Source organism: Pseudomonas entomophila, assembly GCF_013523125.1.
Classification (GTDB): Bacteria; Pseudomonadota; Gammaproteobacteria; order Pseudomonadales; family Pseudomonadaceae; genus Aquipseudomonas; species Aquipseudomonas entomophila_B.
This window is the reverse complement of record NZ_JAAMQJ010000002.1, coordinates 1-24631: the sequence shown is the minus strand read 5'-3', so window position 1 is coordinate 24631 and position 24631 is coordinate 1. Positions and strand designations below refer to the sequence as shown.

The 24631-nt window shown below is 64.1% G+C and carries 22 protein-coding genes and 2 pseudogenes; 8 read left to right on the top strand and 16 right to left on the bottom strand.

What is annotated here, in order from left to right; all coding sequences use genetic code 11:
* The first annotated feature begins 128 nt into the window (after positions 1-128).
* The 5 genes from G7007_RS01410 to G7007_RS01390 all read left to right on the top strand — a co-directional run bounded on the left by G7007_RS01410 (position 129) and on the right by G7007_RS01390 (position 4501).
* Positions 129-413: a hypothetical protein gene (locus tag G7007_RS01410; RefSeq protein WP_181098703.1), complete on the top strand. Its 285-nt coding sequence runs from the start codon at positions 129-131 to the stop codon at positions 411-413.
* 42 nt (positions 414-455) lie between these two features.
* Positions 456-617 (top strand): DUF1328 domain-containing protein, encoded by a 162-nt coding sequence (locus G7007_RS01405; protein WP_023532363.1) that lies wholly within the window; start codon positions 456-458, stop codon positions 615-617.
* Positions 618-622: 5 nt separating this feature from the next.
* Positions 623-1093: an inhibitor of vertebrate lysozyme family protein gene (locus tag G7007_RS01400; protein ID WP_181098702.1), complete on the top strand. Its 471-nt coding sequence runs from the start codon at positions 623-625 to the stop codon at positions 1091-1093.
* A gap of 704 nt (positions 1094-1797) precedes the next feature.
* Positions 1798-3132, top strand: a complete 1335-nt coding sequence (gene gltP / locus G7007_RS01395; protein WP_181098701.1) for a glutamate/aspartate:proton symporter GltP — start codon at positions 1798-1800, stop codon at positions 3130-3132.
* 139 nt (positions 3133-3271) lie between these two features.
* A complete protein-coding gene (locus G7007_RS01390; protein WP_181098700.1) occupies positions 3272-4501 on the top strand; it encodes a nucleoside recognition domain-containing protein in 1230 nt (409 codons plus the stop codon).
* Between the two features lie 51 nt (positions 4502-4552).
* Here the strand turns inward: G7007_RS01390 and G7007_RS01385 are convergent.
* The 5 genes and pseudogenes from G7007_RS01385 to G7007_RS01365 form a co-directional block, all read right to left on the bottom strand.
* Positions 4553-5569, bottom strand: a pseudogene (locus tag G7007_RS01385) (DUF5924 family protein); the annotation flags it as partial.
* 43 nt (positions 5570-5612) lie between these two features.
* Positions 5613-7034 carry a M16 family metallopeptidase gene (locus tag G7007_RS01380; protein WP_181098699.1) on the bottom strand — a complete coding sequence of 474 codons (1422 nt, stop codon included), beginning with the start codon at positions 7032-7034 and terminating at the stop codon, positions 5613-5615.
* A 37-nt stretch (positions 7035-7071) separates the two neighbouring features.
* Positions 7072-8730 (bottom strand): Na/Pi cotransporter family protein, encoded by a 1659-nt coding sequence (locus tag G7007_RS01375; RefSeq protein WP_181098698.1) that lies wholly within the window; start codon positions 8728-8730, stop codon positions 7072-7074.
* A gap of 173 nt (positions 8731-8903) precedes the next feature.
* Positions 8904-9671 (bottom strand): TerC family protein, encoded by a 768-nt coding sequence (locus tag G7007_RS01370; RefSeq protein WP_181098697.1) that lies wholly within the window; start codon positions 9669-9671, stop codon positions 8904-8906.
* A 67-nt stretch (positions 9672-9738) separates the two neighbouring features.
* Positions 9739-11046: a CitMHS family transporter gene (locus G7007_RS01365; protein WP_181098696.1), complete on the bottom strand. Its 1308-nt coding sequence runs from the start codon at positions 11044-11046 to the stop codon at positions 9739-9741.
* 266 nt (positions 11047-11312) lie between these two features.
* Between G7007_RS01365 and G7007_RS01360 the strand changes: the two genes are divergently transcribed.
* Positions 11313-11765: a GFA family protein gene (locus G7007_RS01360; protein ID WP_181098695.1), complete on the top strand. Its 453-nt coding sequence runs from the start codon at positions 11313-11315 to the stop codon at positions 11763-11765.
* Positions 11766-12242: 477 nt separating this feature from the next.
* Here G7007_RS01360 and G7007_RS01355 read toward each other — a convergent pair whose 3' ends face one another.
* From G7007_RS01355 to G7007_RS01310, 10 genes are all read right to left on the bottom strand, one after another.
* On the bottom strand, positions 12243-14201 hold the full coding sequence (locus G7007_RS01355; protein ID WP_181098694.1) for a DUF7844 domain-containing protein: 1959 nt from the start codon (positions 14199-14201) through the stop codon (positions 12243-12245).
* Positions 14198-14518, bottom strand: coding sequence for a DUF2388 domain-containing protein (locus G7007_RS01350; RefSeq protein WP_181098693.1), 321 nt, complete (start codon positions 14516-14518; stop codon positions 14198-14200). Before G7007_RS01350 ends, G7007_RS01355 begins: the two co-directional genes overlap by 4 nt.
* A 37-nt stretch (positions 14519-14555) precedes the next feature.
* Positions 14556-14849, bottom strand: coding sequence for a DUF2388 domain-containing protein (locus G7007_RS01345; protein ID WP_181098692.1), 294 nt, complete (start codon positions 14847-14849; stop codon positions 14556-14558).
* Between the two features lie 68 nt (positions 14850-14917).
* Entirely contained in the window at positions 14918-15235 is a 318-nt protein-coding gene (locus G7007_RS01340; RefSeq protein ID WP_181098691.1) for a DUF2388 domain-containing protein, read from the bottom strand.
* Positions 15236-15505: 270 nt separating this feature from the next.
* Positions 15506-15721: a DUF1127 domain-containing protein gene (locus G7007_RS01335; protein ID WP_060395443.1), complete on the bottom strand. Its 216-nt coding sequence runs from the start codon at positions 15719-15721 to the stop codon at positions 15506-15508.
* Between the two features lie 363 nt (positions 15722-16084).
* Positions 16085-17578: an acetyl-CoA hydrolase/transferase family protein gene (locus tag G7007_RS01330; RefSeq protein ID WP_181098690.1), complete on the bottom strand. Its 1494-nt coding sequence runs from the start codon at positions 17576-17578 to the stop codon at positions 16085-16087.
* A 159-nt stretch (positions 17579-17737) separates the two neighbouring features.
* Complete coding sequence (locus tag G7007_RS01325; protein WP_181098689.1) at positions 17738-19174, bottom strand: NAD(P)(+) transhydrogenase (Re/Si-specific) subunit beta; 1437 nt, start codon at positions 19172-19174, stop codon at positions 17738-17740.
* Positions 19171-19491, bottom strand: a complete 321-nt coding sequence (locus G7007_RS01320; protein WP_060395440.1) for an NAD(P) transhydrogenase subunit alpha — start codon at positions 19489-19491, stop codon at positions 19171-19173. The genes G7007_RS01325 and G7007_RS01320 overlap by 4 nt, the downstream gene beginning before the upstream one ends.
* 12 nt (positions 19492-19503) lie before the next feature.
* On the bottom strand, positions 19504-20625 hold the full coding sequence (locus G7007_RS01315) for a Re/Si-specific NAD(P)(+) transhydrogenase subunit alpha (RefSeq protein WP_181098688.1): 1122 nt from the start codon (positions 20623-20625) through the stop codon (positions 19504-19506).
* A 249-nt stretch (positions 20626-20874) separates the two neighbouring features.
* Entirely contained in the window at positions 20875-21780 is a 906-nt protein-coding gene (locus G7007_RS01310; RefSeq protein WP_181098687.1) for a LysR family transcriptional regulator, read from the bottom strand.
* A gap of 156 nt (positions 21781-21936) precedes the next feature.
* On the opposite strand from G7007_RS01310, the gene G7007_RS01305 reads away from it, so the two are divergent.
* Together G7007_RS01305 and G7007_RS01300 are read left to right on the top strand one after the other, a co-directional pair.
* Entirely contained in the window at positions 21937-23118 is a 1182-nt protein-coding gene (locus tag G7007_RS01305; RefSeq protein ID WP_181098686.1) for an acyl-CoA dehydrogenase, read from the top strand.
* Positions 23119-23140: 22 nt separating this feature from the next.
* Positions 23141-24361 carry a CaiB/BaiF CoA transferase family protein gene (locus tag G7007_RS01300; RefSeq protein WP_181098685.1) on the top strand — a complete coding sequence of 407 codons (1221 nt, stop codon included), beginning with the start codon at positions 23141-23143 and terminating at the stop codon, positions 24359-24361.
* Between the two features lie 32 nt (positions 24362-24393).
* Here the strand turns inward: G7007_RS01300 and G7007_RS21975 are convergent.
* A pseudogene (locus G7007_RS21975) lies at positions 24394-24631 on the bottom strand (hypothetical protein); the annotation flags it as partial.

Sequence of the window (24631 nt, the reverse complement as noted above, 5' to 3'; positions counted from 1 at the left end):
CCTACACGGCCATGGTCTTTTTACATAACTCATTGTTTTTAAAGGAATTTTTTAGCGGATTAAGACTGGCATGCTGACTGCACTGTTATTTGCACGACCCGCAGAATACGAACAACAGGAGTAACGGCATGAACGGCCAGACCACCCACCGCGACACGACCCACACCCTGCCCCTGCGCCAGGTATTGCTGGTCACGTTCGCGTTGATGGTCACCCTGTTGATCGGGCAGCTGTACCACACCTGGCAGTCGGCCCGCATGGCCGATCAGGTGGCGGCACAAACCGCACTGATCGCGCACATCCAGGCCACCCGGGCAAGCATGCCGGTCAGCGCACCGGAACACCTGCCCGTCTCGCAAGCGTCTTCTGCAACCACCGATAGCGTCGTTCACCAAGACAGTTGGGTCTTCTGACCCGGCCTCAGGATTCAACAAAGAGTAAAAAGGAGAAACACCATGCTGAGCTGGGCCATTACCTTCCTGATCATCGCCATTGTCGCTGCCGTTCTGGGCTTCGGTGGTATCGCTGGCGCCGCTACCGGTATCGCGAAGATTCTCTTCATCGTGTTCCTGGTGCTGTTCGTGGCGTCGTTCTTCTTCGGCCGTGGCAGGAGATAGTCGTAATGAAGGCATTGCTTTGCCGAGCTCTGGCTGCCGCCCTCGTCCTGGGCAGCAGCAGCGCGGTCATGGCGGCCAATGATGGCCAGGTCCGGGCCAACCAGCTGCTTGGCTCGGACCAGGAGTACCGCGAAACCTGGGGCAAGGTGGTTCGCCAGCAGGAGCGCCTGCCTGATTGGGTCATCAACCTGAGCGGTAGTTCGCCTCAGCAGATGTCGGCTGTGACCGAGGACGGTGACAAGTACCTGGTCGGCCCCGTGTGCGAGTCTGAAGGCAACTGCACCTACAAGCGGCTGATCGTGGCGTTCAGCTGGGACAAGGAAGAGGCCTACGGAATGCTGGTCGAGGTCCCCGAAGGGTTGCCGCAGGACAAGTCGCCGACGCGTCATGCCACGTACACGTGGTTGGGCGAACCGGACGATGGCATGAAAAAACTGCTTCAAGAGCAGTTGAAACGCGATCCGGCCTGGTACTGACCACCGGTTGCGTACGGTTATCAACGGAAGCTGAACCTTTTCTGGATTGCAGCTTCTATGGTGCGCTGGCTCGATGAGGGCCCAGCGCATGACCAAGGGGCCGGGCTGCTTTGACCATGGGTGTCGAAGCGGCCTAGAGGTACAGGGAGTACCTCCTGTCAGGGGCCGGGTCAGGTGAAGTGGCATCGGAAGCATCGGGTCGATCGACGCAGACTGCGTGACGTCGGTCGACCTGGCTTCCGAAGCGCTCCTTCGACATGAGCCACGTCTCTTCTTCCACGCCTGCCGTATATCCATTTTTTTCCTCTGTCCTGCAGGTTCTCGGTCGCGCGTCCCTGTGCATTCGGATTGTCGAACAAATCGATCGCGTTGTGGTGAAGACGCCTGCGCACCTGCCGGAAATGGCGCTGTAGCCCTGTTCGGCAACCCGAACACACGTTTTGCCCCCCGCTGAAGTCACGTCGAAACCGCCTTCTCTTCATGCCGATTCGGCATGGGCCACTCGTTTACGGCATTAGACGGGGGTGCCTGTCATCGCAATAGTTGCCGACTTTTTCACCGGGCCTTGCTCCCGGTACCCGTGTCAGGTCTGCCGACCGCTCAGCGGATGTACCGTCTCGGGACGTAGCGATTTTGCGCAGGAACCGCTCTAAGAGGCGGCTTTCAGCCAGATATCCATGATGTGCAAACAAGAAGGTGGAGACATGAAGAAGGCAAAACTAAGCCTCGCTTGGCAGATTCTCATCGGCCTGATCCTCGGCGTGGCCGTCGGTGCCTTGCTGAACCATTTCAGTGCAGAAAAGGCATGGTGGATCAGCAACGTGCTTCAACCGGCGGGTGACATCTTCATCCGCTTGATCAAGATGATCGTCGTGCCGATCGTGATCTCCTCGCTGATCGTGGGCATCGCAGGCGTCGGTGATGCCAAGAAACTGGGCAGCATCGGCCTGAAGACCATCCTGTACTTCGAGATCGTGACCACCATCGCCATCGTCGTCGGTCTGCTTCTGGCCAACCTGTTCCATCCAGGTGCCGGGATCGACATGAGTACCTTGGGTACCGTGGACATTTCCAAGTACCAGGCGACCGCAGCCGAAGTGCAGCACGAGCATGCCTTCGTCGAAACCCTGCTCAACCTGATCCCGTCGAACATCTTCGCGGCGCTGATGCGCGGTGAGATGCTGCCGATCATCTTCTTCTCGGTGCTGTTCGGTCTCGGGCTGTCGAGCCTGCAGGCGGACCTGCGCGAGCCGCTGGTACGCACGTTCCAGGGCGTCTCGGAAACCATGTTCAAGGTCACCCACATGATCATGAACTACGCGCCGATCGGTGTGTTCGCCCTGATCGCCGTGACGGTGGCCAACTTCGGCTTCTCTTCGCTGCTGCCCTTGGCCAAGCTGGTGCTGCTGGTGTACTTCGCCATCGCCTTCTTCGCCTTCATGGTACTGGGCCTGATCGCCCGCCTGTTCGGCTTCTCGATCCTGAAGATCATGCGCATCATGAAGGACGAGCTGATCCTGGCCTACTCCACCTCGAGCTCGGAAACGGTCCTGCCGCGGGTAATCGAGAAGATGGAGGCCTACGGTGCGCCGAAGTCCATTTGCAGCTTCGTGGTGCCGACCGGCTACTCGTTCAACCTCGATGGCTCGACCCTGTACCAGAGCATCGCGGCCCTGTTCATCGCGCAGCTGTACGGCATCGACCTGTCGATCAGCCAGCAATTGCTGCTGGTGCTGACGCTGATGGTCACCTCCAAGGGCATCGCCGGTGTGCCGGGCGTCTCCTTCGTGGTCTTGCTGGCCACCCTGGGCAGCGTCGGCATCCCCCTGGAGGGCCTGGCCTTCATCGCCGGTGTCGACCGGATCATGGACATGGCCCGCACGGCGCTGAACGTGGTCGGCAACGCCCTGGCGGCGCTGGTGATCGCACGTTGGGAAGGCATGTACGACGCGGCCAAGGGCGAGGCCTACTGGAATGCCCTGCCGCACCTCAACAAGCAGGCGTCGTCGGCTGCGGTCGGTAACCCTGTCAATCGTTGAGCACCCCCACGGCTCGCCTGCGGGTGAGCCGTCTCCAGGCCTGACCCACGCTGTCTCTCGTCAGGCCGTCACCTTCCCTCACTGAAGCCCAGCGCCGCAATGCGTTATCATCGCCCGCATTTCACAAAGGGTGGCACGCATGCTCAATGGCCTCTGGCTTGGCTTTTTCCTGGTGGCGGCCGTCTCGGCCATGGCCCAGTGGCTGTTCGCTGGCAACCCTGCCATCTTTGCAGCGATGGTCGAAAGCATCTTCGCCATGGCCAAGCTGTCGGTGGACGTCATGGTGCTGATGTTCGGCACCCTGACCTTGTGGCTGGGGTTTCTGAAGATCGCCGAGCAGGCCGGAATCGTCGAATGGCTGGCCAAGGTGCTCGGCCCGCTGTTCGCCCGGCTCATGCCGGAGGTGCCACCCGGCCACCCGGCCCTGGGGCTGATCACCCTGAACTTCGCCGCCAACGGCCTGGGCCTGGACAACGCCGCCACGCCCATCGGGCTGAAGGCCATGCGTGCGCTGCAGGAACTCAACCCCAGCACGACCACCGCCAGTAACGCGCAGATCCTGTTCCTGGTGCTCAATGCTTCGTCGCTGACCCTGTTGCCGGTCACTATCTTCATGTACCGCGCCCAGCAAGGCGCGCCGGACCCGACGCTGGTGTTCCTGCCGATCCTGCTGGCCACCAGCGTTTCCACCGTGGTGGGCCTGCTGTCGGTCGCCGTGATGCAGCGGCTGCGGCTGTGGGATCCGGTGGTGCTGGCCTACCTGGTGCCCGGCGCCTTGTTGCTGGGCGGGTTCATGGCTGTCTTGGCCACGCTGTCGACCGCGGCGCTGGCCAGCCTGTCGTCCATCCTCGGCAACCTGACGTTGTTCGGTGTGATCATGCTGTTCTTGATCATTGGCGCGCTGCGGCGAGTGAAGGTGTACGAAGCGTTCGTGGAAGGGGCCAAGGAAGGTTTCGACGTCGCCAAGAGCCTGTTGCCGTATCTGGTGGCGATGCTCTGCGCCGTCGGCGTGCTGCGCGCCTCGGGCGCCCTGGACCTGGCCCTGGATGGCATTCGCCACGCCGTGCTGTGGATGGGGCTGGACACACGCTTCGTCGACGGCCTGCCCACGGCCCTGGTCAAGCCTTTCTCCGGCAGTGCTGCCCGGGCCCTGCTGATCGAGACCATGCAGGCCAAGGGCGTGGACAGTTTCCCGGCCCTAGTGGCGGCGACCATCCAGGGCAGCACCGAGACCACGTTCTACGTGCTGGCCGTGTACTTTGGCGCGGTGGGCATCCAGCGCGTCCGACACGCCGTCGGGTGTGCGCTGCTGGCCGAATTCTCCGGGGTGGTGGCGGCGATCCTGGTCTGCTACTGGTTCTTCGCCTGAGACGGCGCCCTGGAGCGCACAGGGGGCATGGCGGCGATGACGCGCGTCACGTGCCTGAACCCCTTGAGTGACCTTGAAGCGCAGCACGCCGATGACCTGGCCGTCCTCGGTCAGCACCCTCACCTGCCAGCGCCCGGTGGGGTCCGGCGGGAAGTTCTGCTTGTGGGTCCAGGCCCGGTAGCCCTCCTTGCGCCCGCCGTGGATGTCCAGGGCGATGCGATCGACCTCCTGGCCGTTGAACTGCCAGACATGGTAGATGCGCTCGTCGAGCCCCCGTGGGGCATTGATCGCGGTGTAGGCATACAGCCCATTGCGTCGCAGCTGGTCCACGTTGACTTCCTTGAGCGAGTCGCCCGGCTCGCGGCCCTGCACCTGGGTGCTGACGGCCACCTCGGTCATCCACAAGGTCGCGGGCGGAACCCAGGAGCGCAGCAGCCAGCCCCCGGCGCCGACTGCCAGGGTCAGCCCCAGCACCGCCAGCGCGCGGCGCCAGCCGGTGATCGGGAAGCTGCTGGCCAGGCTCGGGAAGGACAGCAGCATGGCGGCGCCCAGCGCCAGCTTGAAACTCTCGGCGGTGGTCAGGTGCAGGATGATCGGCAGCGCCGTCAGCAGGGCCGCGAACAGTGTCAGCGTGTGCAGCGCCATGAACAGCCAGCGTCGTGGCGCCAGCCACTTGTAGTAGAGCGGGTCGATGATCGAGACCAGGCCGGCCGCCGCCAACAGGCCGGTGAACACCAGCTGGCCGCTGTTCCAGGTGGTGGTGACGAAGAAGAACGGCAGGACGAAGAACAGGCTTTCCTGGTGGATCATCTGGGTGGCGTAGCGCAGCAGCGGCTGCGGGATCTCGCGCTTGAAGGTCCGCGCGAACAGCCGGGTCAGGGTGTTCTCGAGCATCAGCCAGACCCAGCTGACCAGCATCACCACGGCGATCCAGCTGGCCAGGCTGGCCTGGCGGTCGACCAGGATGAAGCTGCCGATGCCGGACAGGAAGCCACCCAGGGCCATGACGCCCGGATAGCGCTTGAGCAGCTCGATCAGGCGGTGCAGCCAGCGAGAGAGAAGTGACATCGATGAGGACTGCATGGGAAACCTCGCACAGCATACCGTCGATTCAACGCCGCCGTGTAGCGCCACTGGGCCGGGCCTGGGGCGCGCGCTGGCGCCGGCGACGCCGTCGACGTAGCCAGACCAGGGCCAGCGCCAGCACGACCAGCAGGGCCAGCACGCCATACAGGCCATCATCGCCCAGCAGCGGCGCTTCGATGCGCACGTAGCCTGGCTCTTTCAGCAGGGCCTTGAGCGCTGCGTTGGCGTCCTCCAGGGTGACGTCACGCAGGGTGCTGGCCGGATCGGCCACGCGGCCGTCGGCATAGGCGTTGAGTGCGCCCCAGTAATAGTCGGCCAGCGCCGGGTTGCCCTGGGTCGTCCAGCTTTCCCGGGCGATGGCGGCTTGCTGGATACGTGCGAAGGTCTTCGGGTCGAGACCTTCGCTGCGCAGACGCTCGAACAGGCCTTGCAAGGCCTCGACAGCCTGATCTACATCGCCCCGTTCGAGGTCCGCATTGAGGCTGAGCATTCCGCTGTCGCCGAAGCTCTGGCGTTTTACCGATGGACCGTAGGACAGGCCCTGCTTGAGCCGCAGTTGGTCGTACAAGGCCCAGTCGAGGTAGCGCGCCACCAGCTCCAACGTCTGGTCATGGGCGGTGTCCAGCACCGGCTCGATGAACAGCCAGTGCAGCTTGACGTTGTCGCCGACCCAGCCACGTACCAGCTCGCGGCGCGGCTCGGCCTGTTCGGTGATGCTGTCCAGTGCGCGGCGGTCTTCCGGCTCGGTGGCCGGCAGTTCACCGTAGGTGCGCTCCAGGTAGGCCGGCAGCAGCTTGTCCAGGCCACCGACCACGATCAGGCTCATGTTGTTGGCGGCGTACCAGCGGTTGCGCAGGTCCTCGACCTGTTTCAGGGTCATGGCCTGCACGTCGGAGCGCTCACTGCATTTAAGGCCCAGTTCGGTGGCCAGTTGGTCGCTGGCGGGGTGACCGATGTCCTGACGGTCCAGCCAGCGCTGGAGGTGTCCGTAGTGGCCGCCGTCCTCGCGCTCGATGATCTGCTTGGCGGTCGCCAGGTCTTTCTCGTCGAAGCGGGTATCGCGAATGATCTCCAGCAGCAGGTCCAGGACCTTGCGCTGGTTGCGGGCGGGCGCTTCGATGACGAAGGTGGTGTCGGCGCTGCTGGTGAAGGCATTCCATTCGCCGCCCAGGGCCTGCATGCGGGCCTCCAGCCCACCCTCGTCCTGCCCGTCCAGGCCACTGAACAGCAAATGCTCGAGCAGGTGCGGCAGCTCTCGCTGGTCGCAGCCGAAATCGTCCAGCCCGACGCCCACCACCAGGCGAATCGACACGTGGTCACGTTCGTAACCCGGCTTGAGCAGGACCTGCAGGCCATTGGGCAGCAGGTAGCCTTCCACGCGTGAGCGGTCGAGGGCAAAACCGGGGAGCGCGCAAAACAACAGTACGACGAACATCAGGCAACGCATGGGTAAGCTTCCAGGCCAGTCTGCGTCCAGGACGCGTTCAGGGCAGGCGGGTTTCATCCGGCACGGTGTCGAGCATCAGCCCGCCCGTGTCCGAGCCACCCAGTACCACATAGGCACTGCTGCAAAACAAAGAGTTCAACCGCTTCATGTCGGCGATCAGCTCCAGGTGCAGCGAACTGGTCTCGATGCTCTGCACGACGCGGCGTTGCAAACGGCTGACGTGCGCATGCGCCAGGCGCCGTTCCTGTGCCCGGAACCGACGCTTTTCACGCAACAGTTGCCGGGCGCCGTCGGGGTCGGCGCTGAGCAGCACCGACAGGCCCAGACGCAGGTTGGCCTGCAGAGGCTGTTGCAACGTGGTCAGCTCTTCCAGGCCGACGTCGGAAAAGGCACGGCGCTGGGCGGTCTTCTGCTGCTGGATCTTGCGCAGCATGCGTTCGATCAGGTCGCTGGCCAGCTTGAGGTTGATGGCCAGCTCGATCACTTCGGCCCACCGTCGGCTGTCCTGCTCGGGCAGGTCCTCGCGCGGCATCCTGGCCAGGTAGTGCTTGATGGCGTTGTACAGCACGTCGACTTCCTCGCTGAGCTGGCGTACCTGCCGTGGCAGCACAGTGCCGTTGCCCTGCAAGGCGTGGCGGAGAACGTCGAGCAGGCTGTCGATCAGGTCGCCCAGGCGCAGGGTCTCGCGTACCGCGTTGGCCAGGGCCAGGCTGGGGGTGGCCAACGCCGTCGGATCCAGGTGGCGTGGCTGCGCGGCGCTGACCGGCTCGCGGCGGTCGGGCAGCCAGGCTTCGCACAGCGTGGCCATCAGCCCGACCGTGGGCAGCAGCAGGACGCAGCGCAGGGTGTTGTAGAGCAGGTGAAAGCCGATCACCAGCTCCTGCGGACGCAGCTTCAGGGTCTGCATCCAGTCCACCAGCGGATGCAGCACGGGGATCACCAGCAACAGGCCGATCAGCTTGTACAGCAGGCTGCCGAGCGCGACCCGGCGGCCTGCGGCGTTCTGCAAGGTGGCCGTGAGAAAGGCCAGCAGGCCGCTGCCGATGTTGGCGCCGATCACCAGGCCGATGGCCACGGGCAGGCCGATCAGGTCGGCACCGGCCAGGGTGGCGGTCAGCAGGACCGCCGCCAGGCTGGAGTACGACACCAGCGCGAACAGCGCGCCGACCAGCGCGTCCAGCAGGAGGTCGCCGGTCAGCGAGGCGAACAGCACTTGCACGCCTTGCGACTGGGTGATGGGCGTCGCGGCCTGGACGATCAGTTGCAGCGCCAGGATGATCAGGCCCAGGCCGATGCTCACGCGCCCCAGCTGCCCGGCCTGGGTCTGCTTGCGCGACAGGAAGAAAATCACCCCCAGAAAGATCAGCAGCGGCGAGAGCCACGACAGATCGAAGGTCAGCACCCTGGCCATCAGCGCCGTGCCGACATCGGCACCGAGCATGATCGCCAGGGCCGGCGTCATCGTCATCAGGCCTTGACCGACGAACGAGGTGACCAGCATCGCCGTGGCGTTGCTGCTCTGCACCAGGGCCGTCACGCCGATGCCGGCCAGGAAGGCCAGGGGTCGCCGGTTCATGTTCTGACCCAGTACGCGGCGCAGGCTCGAGCCGTAGACCCGCAGGATGCCCGTGCGCACGATGTGCGTGCCCCAGACCAGAAGGGTGACGGCGGACAACACGTCGAGCAAGGTCAGCATGGCCAGGTCCCCCAATGACGCCCGACCCAGCGGCCGGCGAATGCGTGGTACTGGTTAAGCTGTAGTCGCTGCCGGGCCAGGTCGCCAGCGCGCAGGCCCGATCGAGGCGAAGGACGGCCTAGAAAAGAACAAGGCCGCACGAGGCGGCCTTGTTCGACGAGCACCTGCTGGCCTCAATGGCCGGCGGTGTCCTTGAGCTTGACTGCTTCGGCGGCCTCACCCTTCTTGCGCGCGAGCGAGGTGCGCATGCGAATGTTGATGGCCTCCACGGCCAGGGAGAAAGCCATGGCGAAGTAAACGTAGCCCTTGGGCACGTGCACGTCGAAAGCTTCGGCGATCAGCACCGTACCCACGACGATCAGGAACGACAATGCCAGCATCTTCAGCGAGGGATGCTTGTCGATGAAGTCGGCGATGGTGCCGGCGCAGAGCATCATCACCAGCACGGCGACGATGATCGCGGCGATCATCACCGGCACGTGGGAGACCATGCCCACCGCCGTGATCACCGAATCCAAGGAGAACACGATGTCGATGATGGCGATCTGCACGATGGTGTAGAAGAACTTGCCGCCGCTGCCCTTGGGTTCTTCCGAGGCTTCCTCTTCGCCTTCCAGGCCGTGGAAGATTTCCTGGGAGCTTTTCCACAACAGGAACAGGCCACCGAAAAACAGGATCAGGTCACGTCCGGAAATGCCCTGGCCCAGGACCACGAACAGGTCGGCGGTCAGGCGCATGACCCAGGTGATCGAGAGCAGCAGCAGGATGCGCGTGACCATGGCCAGGGCCAGGCCGAAGAGGCGCGTGCGGGGCTGCATGTGCTTGGGCATGCGGCTGACCAGGATCGAGATCATGATGATGTTGTCGATCCCGAGCACGATCTCGAGCGCGGTCAGCGTGAAAAAGGCAACCCAGATTTCTGGGCTGGTCAGCCATTCCATGTCAATTCCTTCGGGTGATGATGGCGACGCCCCGAAAGGACGGGGCGTGCGGTGTGAGGTCGTTGTACTACAGACTGCTGAACAGCGGGAAAATCCCCATCAGCAGCGCGGCGAACATTATGCACAGGCAGACCAGCACTGCCCACTTGAGGGTGAAGCGCTGGTGATCGCCGAACTCGATGCCGGCCAGGGCCACCAGCAGGTAGGTGGAGGGCACCAGAGGGCTGAGCAGGTGGACCGGCTGGCCGACGATCGAGGCACGGGCCATTTCCACCGGCGTGATGCCGTAGTGCGCGGCAGCTTCGGAGAGCACCGGCAACACGCCGTAGTAGAACGCATCGTTGGACATGAAGAAGGTGAACGGCATGCTGACGATCGCGGTGATCACTGCCAGGTACGGGCCGAGGGCGTCCGGGATGACCGCCAGCAGACTCTTGGACATGGCGTCGACCATGCCGGTCCCCGACAGGATGCCGGTGAAGATCCCGGCGGCGAAGATCAGGCCAGTGACCGCCAGGACACTGCCGGCATGGGCGGCGATCCGGTCCTTCTGCTGTTGCAGGCACGGGTAGTTGACGATCATGGCGATGCTGAAGGCGATCATGAACAGCACCGGCAGCGGCAGCAGACCGGCGATCAGCGCCACCATCAGCACCAGCGTCAGGGCAGCGTTGAACCACAGCAGCTTGGGCCGCCGGGCTTCCGGGAACTGCGACACGCTGATCTGGCTGTGGTCGGTGTCGTCGGTCGGCAGGCTCAGCTCGCCCAGGCGAGCGCGTTCGCGCTTGCCGTAGACGTAGGCGATACCCAGGATCGCCAGCACGCCGAAGGCCATGGCTGGAATCATCGGCACGAAGATGTCGGAGGGGTCGACGTGCAGGGCGCTGGCGGCGCGGGCGGTCGGCCCGCCCCAGGGCGTCATGTTCATCACGCCCCCAGCCAGGATGATCAGGCCGGCCATGATCCGTGGGCTCATGCCCAGGCGGCTGTACATCGGCAGCATGGCCGCGCAGCAGATCATGTAGGTGGTGGCGCCGTCGCCGTCCAGCGAGACCACCAGGGCCAGTACGGCGGTGCCGACCGAGACCTTGAGCGGGTCACCCTTGACCAGCTTGAGGATCTTGCGCACGGCCGGGTCGAACAGGCCGGAGTCGATCATCAGGGCGAAATACAGGATGGCGAACATCAGCATCACGCCCGTGGGCGCCAGCTTGCTGATGCCTTGCAGCATCATCGGCCCGATGTCGGCGGAGAAACCACCGAACAGGGCGAACAGGATCGGTACCAGGATCAGCGCGATCAAGGCCGACAGGCGCTTGGTCATGATCAGGTACATGAAGGTGATGACCATGGCAAAGCCGAGGAAGGTCAGCATGGCGGTACTCCAGGCGTGGCGCGACGAAAGTCAGGACGATTCGGGGCGGATCAGCGGGGTTGGCGCTGTGCGAGGAGGCGCGGAGGAAATGCAGGGTGCAGGCGGGCACTGAAGGACATCGGAATCACCATTGTTGTTGTTGATTTGAGCCGCGTCAGGATTTTTTCCTGGCTGCTGGCCGACCGGTCTTGTGCCGGTGGTGTCCTAATCCTATTGCCGAAAGCTTTCACCGAGCTTTCGCTTCACGAAAGCTGACCGGAGGACGTATGTCGACTGTGCTGGAAGGTGGGTGCCATTGCGGCGCACTGCGCTATCGGGTCGAGGGCGATCTGTCGGACGTCGCCCATTGCCATTGCTCGATCTGCCGCAGGACCAGTGGAGCGCCCGTGCTGACCTGGCTGACCGTGCCGCGCTCGGGTTTCCACTGGCGGCAGGGCACGCCGCGCCGCTATACGGCGCCGTCGAGCTGCGTCCGGTGTTTCTGTGGCGAGTGCGGCGCGCAGGTGGCGCTGCTGACCCAGCGTTGCCCGGATATCGTGGATGTGACGGTCGGTACGCTGGATAAGCCGGAGCAGGTCAGGCCGCGGGGGCATGTCTGGGTCGACAGCCGCCTGTCGTGGCTGCACCTGGATGAACACCTGCCCGGCGAGCAGGGAGAGACGCTCGGGAGTGACGTGGTGGAAGACCATGTGGCCGAGAACCTGGGGCGCATCGAGTAGGTCGGGTCGAGGCTGGATGGGGTGGGCGAATCAGGGGTGACTGTGGCACGCCTTTCTGACGGTCATGGACTCTGCAGATCCAGCCCCGGTCGGTCGGATGCCCCGGTGGAGTCTCCCCCCAAACCCTTTGAGGGGCTTGCCCGCGATGGCGGCAGCAGCCTCACCGCATGGACTGCAGGTCAGGAACTGGTCTGCTGATGCTGGGATGGATGCACAGGCCCTATCGCTGGCAAGCCAGCTCCCACAGGACCGCAATACTTTGCTTCATCGCGGTGTGGCTACGGGTGGCCCCTGTGCCGCGATTGGGCCCGCCAGGGCCCACATTCGCATTTGGCACAAACCATGGAATCTCCCACAGGATCCATGCAGCCTGCCGGAGCACATCGGCTGCAGTCGTTTGGGAAATTCCACTGGATCCACCGAGCGACCTCTCCTAGCGATGCCTTGAAGCAGAGACATGAGCCAGACGTCGCTCCGTCAAGGTAGCTCCAGCCCCCCTGCCGCCTTGTGCAGCCCTCGCAGGTGTTCACCGATCTGCTTCACGTTCCCTTCCACGGCCACGATGGCGGCGGCTCGTGCCGGTTCAAGCAGGGCGCGGATTTCCTGGTCCAGGTGAGTGCTGAGTCGGTTCAACTGGGCCTGGCGGTCACGGCTCACCGTCTGCAAGGCACTGCGTTCGTCGTCCTGGGGCAATCCGTAGCCGGTGTTCGGCAGCAGCTCGGCCGGACGGCTGAGGAAGCCGCTGTTGGCGAGAATCTGCTGCAAGGCTGCGTTGGCCTTGTCGATGGTGCCGTCCTGGAGCGCCTGGGCAGTGAGGTAGCGTTGCTTGACCTCGTCCTGGGCCAGCAACAGCTGACGACGCAGGCTGGCCTGCTCCAGCAGCAGCAGCGCCGCGCTGGTGCGCAGATCCGCTTGCGCGAACCAGGGCCGACGCGCCTCGGGCTCCAGCGCCAGCCAGTCTTCGACCGTGGGCTGAGGCACCGGCAGCTGCTGCTTGAGCACCTTGAACATCGCCTGATAACGGTCGCGGTACGAATCGAACCGATACCCCAGACGCAGCGCCTCGCGCGAGTCATCAAGCACGTGGGTGTCGGCCAGTCCACGGCTCTCGAGCACCTCGAGCAGCCCGTTGGGCATGATGCTGTCCAGGTCGTTGAGACGCGGGTCGCCGGTTCCGCTGCGCAGCAACTTGAGCGTCTCGACCGCGCAGTTGTTGGAGATGAAGTAGTAGCTGCCGTCGTAGCTCCAGTGCATCTCGGCGGCCTGGCGGATCAGGTTCTCCAGCGCAGGACGGTCCAGCGTGAGCGGTACCGAGGCCAGGCTGCGCAGTTCGGTCTTGGTGTACTCGTCGATGACCTGGCCCAAGGGCAGCACGAACAGACGCGAGGGGTATGCGCCGGTGAGTCCGTCCCAGCTCGACAGCTGCACATCGTTGACGAAGGCCCGGTAGGACAGCACCAGGTGCTGGTCCAGGTCGAGACGACAATCCGGCCCACGGGGCCGCCCCGGGGCGCAGATGACCAGGCGCAACATGCTGTGCCCCCAGCGGCTGACCCAGTTCTGGTTGGCCTCGGCGAGCAGGTAGTCGACGGCATAGACGCGCTCCGGGTCGATTTCGCCCAGGGGCTCGCGGGCGAAGTCGTTGCCGGCGTTGAGGAACGGCAGGCCCTTGGGACAGGCCGACTGCACCGGCGCCCAGCCAAAACGCTCGGTAAGGTAGGCATTCATGGCCGGGCGTCGGCAGCCGTAGCTCGGGTCGAGCAGGAAGTACTCCAGGTTGACCGCGATGAATTCCTTGGGGCTGTCCAGCTCGTAGCTGTCCGGGCTGCGGGCGACCTGGCCGTTGTGCCGCTCGCGTTCGCCACGCCGGCCCACGTATTGCGGCCAGCCTGCCAGGTCGAGCAGGCGCGGGTCGTCGCTCAGGGTGAAGCGGCGTTCGGTCTGGCCGCGGCATGCCTGAGGCAGGCCGACGGCACCAAGGGTTTCGTGCTGGCGTCGGCAGCGGTTGATCACGCGGCGCTCGGCCTCGGGCCACAGACGTGCCCGGTCATAGACGTGGGTCAGCTCGTGCAGGACCGTCGCCAGCAATTCTTGACGTACCGTGCCATGGGTACGGCCCGTGGGCGTCGTGGCGGCGCTGCCATCGACCAGGCCTGGCAGCAGCCGGGCGTTGAGGGTCAGCGTGGCATTCGGCGTAGCTTGCCCGTAGGCATCGTGGCGCATGCCCGAGGTCCAGCTGACCTGGACCGTGCGGTCCAGGCGCTGCCTGAACGACGGCGGCAGCTTCGCCAGCGCTTCGTCGAGCAGGGCCTGGGTCGCCTGGCGTTGTGGGGCGTCGAGGTCCTGTGCCTGCACCTGCAGTTGCAGGTCAGCCAGGACAGGCGTGCCGAGCAGCGTCAGGGCGCAGCCGAGCAGCCAGGCACGCAGCCGCCTCACAGGGACAGGATGGCTTCGGCCAGGACCTGGTCGCTGGCCTCGCGCGCTTCAGGCACGCGCTGACGCAGGGTCGTGAAGGCGGCTTCGAGCTGGGCACCGCGAATGTCGCCGCGGCTGGCGACGAAGCTGGCCGCATCGTCACGGGCTTCGCGCACGACCTTGGAATCGCGGATCGAGGTGGTGGTGTCCGAGGTGAAGTCGATCGAACGGCCGAAGGCACGCACGATGATGTTGCTGGTGGCCACCAGGGTCTGGGCATGGGCCACGTCGGCCAGGAGCAGGAAGCCGAGAGCGGCGGCGATCAGCGGTTTACGCATGGAGCATCTCCGGAAAGGACAGGGCATCGAGGAATGGTCATTGGACGAGAATTGCCCGCGCCAGTTCAAGGTCATCGTGGGTCTGCGCAGGCAGTGCACGGCGCAGGTGGTCGAGCGCAGCACGCAGGCGCACACCCTCTACCTGGCCGTCGGTCGCCACGAACACGGCGGCATCGTCGCGCGCCTGGCGCACCAGCTTGCTGTCGAAGGGCCCGGTGGTGACCTGGCTCGTCGCATAGCCTGAAATCACCAGGCCTTGGGTCGTGGTATCGAAGGCATAGGCGCTGTCGATGCAGATGCAGAGCAGCAGAAAGGGTAGAACCTGACGCATGGAACGTTTCACACGGATCTCGAACGGGAGCAGGACGTCGCGCTGGGTGCGCGACGGTGTTACAGACTTCAATGGGCCAGAATGGCCTGTGCCAGCTGGGCGTCACTGGCCTGCAGCGTGGGGGCCTGCTGGCGCAGGTAAGCGAACGCGCTTTCCAGCTTGGCACCGCGGATAGCACCCTGGCTGCCCACGAAGCTGGCGGCATCGTCACGTGCGGCTTCGACGATCTTGTCGTCACGCAACGAAGACGAGGCATCGGAAGTGGCGTCGGTCGAGGCGGCAATGCCTCGTACCAGCGAATCGGTCGTGACGACGAAGCTGGAGGCCTGGGCCACGCCGGCCAGGGTCAAGAGCGCAACGCCGCCGAGCAGAGAAAGACGAAGCATGGAGCAACTCCTAAAAAGTAAGGCAGAGGATGAACGTCTAAAGCGGACTGTAGGACAATCGCCGCGATTTCGGTAGCCAAAGTAGAGCAAGACTATCACGGGAGCTGAGCCGATAGGCGCAAGTGGCCCATGCAACTGTACCAGTGGAAAATAATTCTGTGAGAACTGTTACGGTCAGGTACCGGCGCGCTTTTTTCCAAGACCAAAAAAAACCCGCCGTGGTGTCCACGACGGGTTTCTTTAAAGACGCTGGGCGGACCAGCGACCTGCTTAGCGCCAGAATGGCTTGCTCAGCTCTTGCTGGCGCTGGGCTTCGCTGATACCGGCATCGGCCAGCAGGCGGGCGTCCAGTCGAGCCAATTGACGGCGGCTGGAAACGCGACGCTGCCACAGCAGCAGGTTGGAGGCGACGCGCAGGGGCAGCGACGCTTTGGATTCTTGGGTGTTGGTTTCGAAAACCAGGCCGGAACTGAGGGTACGTTCCATGATGAGTCATCCTTCCGCTTGTGGCGGCATCGAGTAAGTGATTTCAACTGATGCCAATGATCCTCCTCTCGCGTCCATTACTGTAGGTACAGTTAGGGGGTATTGCGGCGCCTCAGTTAACTGTTGATGGCGACTGTTGCACCGGTAATTTGCACAACTGTACTGGTCTGCACCATAAAGGTGCTTACCTGGTGAGAAAATCGGGATTTTGGCTGGAAAGCCGCAGAATTACCGTAACAGTAGGACAGTTTTATTCAGCACAGTTGGGTGTTGCCCTTCAGGTGCGGCATGGGCGCTTCGACAGAGACGACGAAGCCTGGCCCATCGCTGTCGAGCGACGTTCGGCCAGGCCTCGAGGCGGCCTCATACCGCCAGCATGCGACCCGTGATCTCCAGGTTGTCATGCCAGGCCAGTGCTTCGCGAAGCAGGTGGGGCGTATGCCCGCCCCGCGCGCAGGCGCGCTCGAAGTAGTCGTTCAAGGCCGCGCGGTAGTCCGGGTGCACACAGTTGTCGATGATTGCCCGCGCCCGCTCCCGTGGCGCCAGCCCACGCAAGTCGGCCAGGCCCTGCTCGGTCACCAGGATGTCCACGTCGTGCTCGGTGTGGTCCACGTGGCTGACCATCGGCACCACGCTGGAAATCGCGCCGCCCTTGGCGATCGACTTGGTGACGAAGATCGCCAGGTGGGCGTTGCGGGCGAAGTCGCCGGAGCCGCCGATGCCGTTCATCATCCGGGTGCCGCAGACGTGGGTGGAGTTGACGTTGCCATACAGGTCGAACTCCAGCGCCGTGTTGATGCCGATGATGCCGAGCCGGCGCACCACTTCCGGGTGGTTGGAGATCTCCTGCGGGCGCAGCACCAGCTTGTCCTTGTAGCGCTCGAGGTTGCCGAAGACATCGGCATTGCGGCGTTCGGACAGGGTGATCGAGCTGCCCGAGGCGAAACTCAGCTTGCCGGCGTCGATCAGGTCGAAGGTGGAGTCCTGCAGGACCTCGGAGTACATCGTCAGGTCTTCGAACGGCGAGTCGATCAAGCCGCACATCACCGCATTGGCGATGCTGCCGATGCCTGCCTGCAGGGGGCCCAGGCGGTTGGTCATGCGACCGCCCTGCACTTCACGCTTGAAGAAGTCGATCAGGTGATCGGCGATGGCCTGGGTGTCGCTGTCCGGTGGCAGCACCGTCGACGGCGAGTCGGGCTGGTCGCTGACCACGATACCGACGATCTTGGCCGGATCGATGGCGATCGCCGTGCTGCCGATGCGGTCGTCGACCTTCACCAGCGGGATTGGGGTGCGGGTCGGCCGGTACGTCGGAATGTAGATGTCGTGCAGGCCTTCGAGGTTGGCGTTGTGCGACAGGTTGATCTCGACGATGACCTGCTTGGCGAAGATGGCGAAGCTGGCCGAGTTGCCCACCGAGGTGGTCGGCACGATGTGCCCCTGTTCGGTGATCGCCACGGCTTCGATGACCGCGATGTCCGGCAGGGTGAGCTGCTGGTTGCGCAACTGCTCCACGGTCTCGGACAAGTGCTGGTCGATGAACATCACCTGACCATCGTTGATGGCCCTGCGCAACGTGCTGTCCACCTGGAAGGGCATGCGCCGGGCCAGCACACCGGCCTCGGTCAGTTGTTTGTCCAGGTCGTTGCCCAGGCTGGCGCCGGTCATCAGGCTGATCTTCAACGGCGACTGACGCGCCCGTTCGGCCAGGGCGCGCGGCACGGCCTTGGCTTCGCCGGCGCGGGTGAAGCCGCTCATGCCGACGGTCATGCCGTTCTGGATCAGGCTGGCGGCGTCGGCCGCGCTCATGACCTTGTCATGCAGGGAGGGCAAGCGGATACGATCACGGTACATGGTTGTTATCTCGGGCTGCTCAAGCTAGATGCGCAGTCTAGTGATTTCGCCCTGCCCCGTCCCGCGACCAAGGTCGAATGCCGCCGCCCGTACGTCCCCGTGTGCCTGGACAGGTCCTGACACGCAGCAGCGCAATGGGTACGGCATTCGTCCTGGGGCTCACTCCACGGCCTTGACCATGTCCTCCAGCACCTTCTTGGCGTCGCCGAACACCATCATGGTCTTGTCCAGGTAGAACAGCTCGTTGTCCAGGCCGGCATAGCCGCTGGCCATCGAGCGCTTGTTGACGATGATGGTCTTGGCCTTGAACGCTTCCAGGATCGGCATGCCAGCGATCGGCGACTTGGGGTCGTTCTTGGCTGCCGGGTTGACCACATCGTTGGCCCCCAGTACCAGGACCACGTCGGCCTGGCCGAACTCGGCGTTGATATCTTCCATCTCGAACACCTGGTCGTACGGCACCTCGGCTTCGGCCAGCAGCACGTTCATGTGCCCCGGCATGCGACCGGCCACCGGGTGGATCGCGTACTTGACCGTGACCCCCTGGTGGGTCAGTTTTTCGGTCAGTTCCTTCAAGGCGTGCTGGGCGCGTGCCACGGCCAGGCCGTAACCTGGGACGATGATCACGCTGTCGGCGTTGCTGAGCAGGAAGGTCGCGTCGTCGGCGGAGCCGGAGCGGGTCGGGCGCTGTTCCTGGGCGCCAGCAGGGCCCCCGCTTTCGACGTCGCCCCCAAAGCCGCCGAGGATGACGTTGAAGAACGAGCGGTTCATGGCCTTGCACATGATGTAGGACAGGATCGCCCCGCTGGAGCCCACCAGCGAACCGGCGATGATCAACATGGCGTTGTTCAGCGAGAAGCCGATCCCGGCAGCGGCCCAGCCCGAGTAGCTGTTGAGCATCGACACCACGACCGGCATGTCGGCGCCGCCGATCGGGATGATGATCAGCACACCCATGACGAACGCCAGGGCCAGCATCAGCGTGAATGCGCTGTAGTGACCGGTGAAGGTGAACAGCAGGCCCAGGGCCACCGTGATCAGGCCCAGGATCAGGTTGAGCGTGTGCTGGCCGACGAACTGCACCGGCGTACCCTGGAACAGGCGGAAGCGGTATTTGCCCGACAGCTTGCCAAAGGCGATCACCGAACCGGAGAAGGTGATGGCGCCAATGGCCGCACCGAGGAACAGTTCGAGACGGTTGCCCGTGGGAATCGGGTCTGCGATGCCGGCGACGATGCCCAGCGACTGCGGCTCGAGGACTGCCGCGATGGCGATGAACACGGCCGCCAGGCCGATCATGCTGTGCATGAAAGCAACCAGTTCGGGCATCTTGGTCATTTCCACGCGCTTGGCCATGACCGAGCCGGCCGTGCCGCCCACCAGCAGGCCCAGGACCACGTAGCCGATGCCGACCGAGCCCATCTGCGCGCCGAGCTTGTAGACCAGCCCGACCGTGGTGAGGATGGCCAAGCCCATGCCGACCATGCCGAACAGGTTGCCGCGCCGCGAGGTGGTCGGGTGCGACAGGCCCTTGAGTGCCTGGATGAAGCAGATCGAGGCGATCAGGTAGAGCAGTGTTACCAGGTTCATGCTCATGGTTGCTTGCGCTCCTCGGTCTTGGCTTTCTTCTTGAACATCTCCAGCATGCGCCGCGTCACCAGGAAGCCGCCGAACACGTTGACCGCGGCCAGGGCCACGGCCAGCGTGCCCATCACCTTGCCGGCCGGCGTCACCGTGAGGGCCGCGGCCAGCATGGCGCCGACGATCACGATGGCCGAGATGGCGTTGGTCACGGCCATCAGAGGCGTGTGCAGGGCGGGCGTGACGTTCCACACCACGTGGTAACCCACGTAGATCGCCAGCACGAAGATGATCAGGTTGTACAACCCGTCTGAAATCAGCATGTCTTGCATGGGTCGGGCTCCTCAGGCAGCGGCGCGGCTGATGCTGCCATCACGGCACATCAGGCAGGCGGCGACGATGTCGTCTTCAAGGTCGATCGAAAGCGTGGCCTGCGGCGTGCAGACCAGCTTGAGGAAGTCCAGCAGGTTGCGGGCGTACAAGGCCGAGGCGTCGGCCGCGACCTGAGCCGGCAGATTGGTCGGCCCGACGATGATCACGCCCTGCTCCACCACCACCTGGTCGGCCACCGTCAATGGGCAATTGCCCCCCTGGGCAGCGGCCAGGTCGACGATCACCGAGCCTGGCTTCATCTGCGCGACCGTCTCGGCGCTGATCAGCGTCGGTGCCTTGCGGCCCGGGATCAGCGCCGTGGTGATGACGATATCGGCCTGCTTGGCGCGCTCGTGCACGGCCAGGGCCTGACGCTGCATCCAGCTGGCAGGCATGGGGCGTGCGTAACCGCCGACGCCCTCGGCGCAGGCGCGCTCCTCATCGGTCTCGTAAGGGACGTCGATGAATTTGGCGCCCAGCGATTCGATTTGCTCCTTGACCGCCGGCCGCACGTCCGAGGCCTCGATCACCGCGCCCAGACGCTTGGCGGTGGCGATCGCCTGCAGACCGGCCACGCCCGCGCCCAGGATCAGCACACGCGCCGCTTTCACGGTGCCTGCTGCCGTCATCAGCATGGGCATGAAGCGCGCGTAATGGGAGGCCGCTAGCAAGACCGCCTTGTAGCCGGCGATGTTGGCTTGGGAAGACAGCACGTCGAGGCTCTGTGCCCTGGACGTTCGGGGCGCGGCTTCCAAGGCGAAGGCGGTGATGCCGTGGGCGGCGAATTGAGCGATCCGCGCGGCGTCGAACGGGTTGAGCATGCCGACCAGCACCGCGCCGGGCTGGATCTGCTTCAACTCTTCAGGGTCCGGAGCGGCGACCTTGAGGACCAGTTCGGCACCCAGGGCGTCCGCAGCACTGCCCAACGTCGCCCCGGCCGCTTCGTAGGCACTGTCTGGCACGCTGGCCCTGAGGCCGGCCCCGCGCTGGACGGTGATCCGATGGCCCTGAGCGGCCAGCTTCTTGATGGTTTCCGGCGTGGCGGCAACCCGCGCTTCGCCTGCTTGCGTCTCCAACGGAACACCAATGTGCACGTCCTCTCTCCTGCGCTGAGCCTTTGTAATTGTGTATCGCAGTCACGATTGGGCCACCCGGGAAGGCCGGGTGTTACGCAGAGTAAAAGAAAAAATCGCCAGTACGAGGGGTGGTGCGCGATTGCAAACGTGGGCGTCGCAAATGATCGAAAGCGCCCGGGAAACGGGGACTTTATGTGGTTGTATGACGAGTGACAACGTACCTTTAGGTGATTCCGTGTGCTTCCAACGAGTGTTTAAAATTGTTTACTAGGCTTCTCCGCCTGCCGTATAGCACCGCGCCTGTTCGATCAGCCAGGCCTGAAACGCGCGCAGGGACGCCGACTCGGTCTTGCGCTCGGGCACGACCAGGTAATACGCCTTGGTGCTGGCCAGGGCATGCGGATTGGCAATCACCAGTCGGCCTTCCTCGAGCTCGTGCTGGATCAGGAAGGGTGGGATCAGCGCGATGCCCATGGCGTGCATGGCCGCCTGGGCCAGCATCGAGAATAGCTCATAGCGTGGGCCTGTCATGTCGAGGGCCACGCTCACCTGTTGGCTGTCGAACCACTGTCGCCAAGCATAGGGGCGTGTGGTCTGCTGCAGGAGCGGCAGCTCGCCGATCTGGCGGGCGCTCAGCGTGCGGTGACCTTCGAGCAGCGAGGGACAGCAGACCGGGACCGGGCCCTCCCCCATCAATCGATCGACCTGGGTGCCAGGCCACTCGCCCTCGCCGAAATAGATCGCGGCGTCGAAGGTCGTATCGGCGAACAGAAAAGGCCGGGTGCGATTGGTCAGGTTGACGGTCACCTCGGGAAACCGCTGCTGGAAGTCCTTCAGCCGTGGCAGCAGCCATTGCGTGCCGAAGGTCGGGACGACGGCCAGCTCGATGACGTTGGCCCCCTGCTGGCGCATCACCGACAAGGTATCCCGTTCCACCGCGTCCAATTGGGCAGCGATCCGGCGGCTGTAGGACAAGCCTGCCTCGGTCAGTCGAACACCGCGCTGGGTACGGTGGAACAGTTCGACATTGAGGAAGGTTTCCAGGCCACCTATCTGGCGGCAGACAGCGCCTTGGGTCAGGGCCAGCTCTTCGGCGGCGCGGGTGAAGCTCTGGTGCCGGGCGGCTGCTTCGAAGCAGATCAAGGCCGTGGTGCTTGGAATCTTGCGTCGCATACGAAAATCTCACTTCGCAGGCTCGGAAGCCTTGTTCAAACGTCTCTATAGAGTGAGGTTATTGCACAGCTGCGTGCGCAATCCTCGTTTGCTCTCAACGCGGGCCCTGCCTAGGCTGAACACCGATCCCCTTGAATGGCCGTAAGGTAGGTGTTCATGACGACGAAGGCGCAGTTCCACTGGAGCGACCCGCTGTTGCTCGACCAGCAACTCACCGAAGAAGAGCGCATGGTGCGCGACAGCGCGGCGGCGTTCGCCCAGGACAAGCTGGCGCCACGTGTGCTGGAGGCCTTCCGGCACGAGCGCACCGACCCTGCGATCTTCCGCGAAATGGGCGAGGTCGGGCTGCTGGGGGCGACCATCCCCGAGCAATATGGCGGCAGCGGCCTGAACTATGTCTGCTATGGCTTGATCGCGCGCGAGGTGGAGCGGATCGATTCGGGCTATCGCTCGATGATGAGCGTGCAGTCCTCGCTGGTCATGGTGCCTATTCATGCGTTCGGCAGTGAAGCGCAGAAGCAGCGTTACCTGCCGAAGCTGGCCAGTGGCGAATGGATCGGCTGCTTTGGCCTGACCGAGCCTGACCATGGGTCCGACCCGGCCGGCATGCTGACCCGTGCCCGGCGCGTCGAGGGTGGGTTCCGGCTCTCCGGCAGCAAGATGTGGATCACCAACAGTCCGATCGCCGATGTGTTCGTGGTCTGGGCCAAGGACGATGACGGCGATATCCGCGGGTTCGTGCTCGAAAAAGGCTGGGAAGGGCTCAGTGCGCCGGCCATTCACGGCAAAGTCGGGCTGCGCGCCTCGATCACCGGCGAGATCGTCATGGACAACGTCTTCGTGCCCGAGGACAACCTCTTCCCCGAGGTGCGTGGCTTGAAAGGGCCTTTCACCTGCCTGAACTCGGCGCGCTACGGAATCTCCTGGGGCGCGCTGGGTGCGGCCGAAGCGTGCTGGCACACGGCGCGCCAATACACCCTCGACCGCAAGCAGTTCGGCCGGCCATTGGCGGCCAACCAGCTGGTGCAGAAGAAGCTGGCGGACATGCAGACCGAGATCACCCTGGGGCTGCAGGGCTGCTTGCGCCTGGGGCGGATGAAGGATGAAGGCAGTGCGGCGGTGGAGATCACCTCCCTGCTCAAGCGCAACTCCTGTGGCAAGGCGCTGGAGATCGCGCGCCTGGCCCGGGACATGCTCGGCGGCAATGGCATCTCCGACGAGTTCGGCGTGGCGCGGCATCTGGTCAACCTCGAGGTCGTCAATACCTATGAAGGGACCCATGACGTCCATGCGCTGATTCTGGGGCGGGCCCAGACGGGTATCCAGGCGTTCTATTAATAGAGAGAGAAAGGGGGCGAGCATGGGCGCGCTGTCGCATCTGCGTGTGCTGGACCTGTCGCGCGTGCTGGCCGGGCCGTGGTCGGGCCAGATCCTGGCCGACCTGGGTGCCGAGGTCATCAAGGTCGAGCGGCCGGGTAGCGGCGATGATACCCGGGCCTGGGGGCCGCCCTTTCTGAAGGATGCCAATGGTCATGACACGAGTGAGGCGGCTTATTACCTGGCGGCCAATCGCAACAAGCAATCGGTGACCATCGATTTCACTCAACCGGAAGGCCAGCGCCTGGTGCGGGAGTTGGCCGCAGCCTCGGACGTGGTCATCGAGAACTTCAAGCTGGGCGGGCTGGCGGCGTACGGCCTGGACTATGAAAGCCTCTCGGCGCTCAACCCGCGCCTGGTGTACTGCTCGATCACGGGCTTCGGTCAGACGGGACCCTATGCCGGACGTGCCGGCTATGACTTCATGGTGCAGGGGCTGGGCGGGCTGATGAGCCTGACCGGCAAGCCGGAGCCTGAAGCCGGTGCAGGGCCGGTCAAGGTCGGCGTGGCGCTGACCGATATCCTCACAGGGCTCTATGCCAGCGTGGCGATCCTGGCCGCGCTCGCCCATCGGGAGCGTGCAGGTGTCGGGCAGCGTATCGACATGGCGCTGCTGGATGTCCAGGTCGCCTGTCTGGCCAATCAGGCGATGAACTACCTGACCACGGGGATAGCGCCCAAGCGGCTGGGCAATGCCCATCCGAACATCGTGCCTTATCAGGATTTCCCTACCGCCGATGGCGACATCATTCTCACTGTGGGTAACGATGCCCAGTTCCAGCGCTTCGCCGAAGTGGCCGGACAGCCGCAGTGGGCGCAGGATCCACGCTTTGCCAGCAATCGCGCGCGGGTGCTGCACCGGGCCGAGCTCATCCCGCTGATACGGCAAGCCACGGTGTTCAAGACCACGGCGCAGTGGGTCAGTGAACTGGAGGCGGTGGGGGTGCCGTGTGGCCCGGTCAACGATGTCGCGCAGACCTTCCAGGATCCCCAGGTGATCGCCCGGGGCCTGGCCTTCGAACTGCCCCATGCGCTGGCAGGTCACGTGCCTCAAGTGGCCAGTCCGTTGCGCTTGTCTGCTACGCCCGTGGAGTATCGTCACGCGCCTCCCTTATTAGGAGAGCACACGGCGACGGTCTTGAAAGGCATATTGGGCCTGGATGACACCCAGGTGGCTGCCCTGCGCGAAGCGCAGGTAATCTGAGGCACTCAGAAGGTCGCGTAAGTATTTGAACTTTATTTGAAATAAAGGGTTGACGGGGTTTCAGATCCCCTTATAATGCGCACCACTTCCAGCGCAGTCGGAACGATAAACGCCTTGTTAATCAACAGGTTGTGTGAATCGAAATAGCGCTGGAAGGGCTTCGGTTTCGACCGGAAGCGGTGAAAAAGGTGGTTGACAGCAGGTTGTAACGCTGTATGATTCGCCTCCCGCTTCGAGAGATCGCAGCGAGTCAAGTGGTTGAAGTTGTTA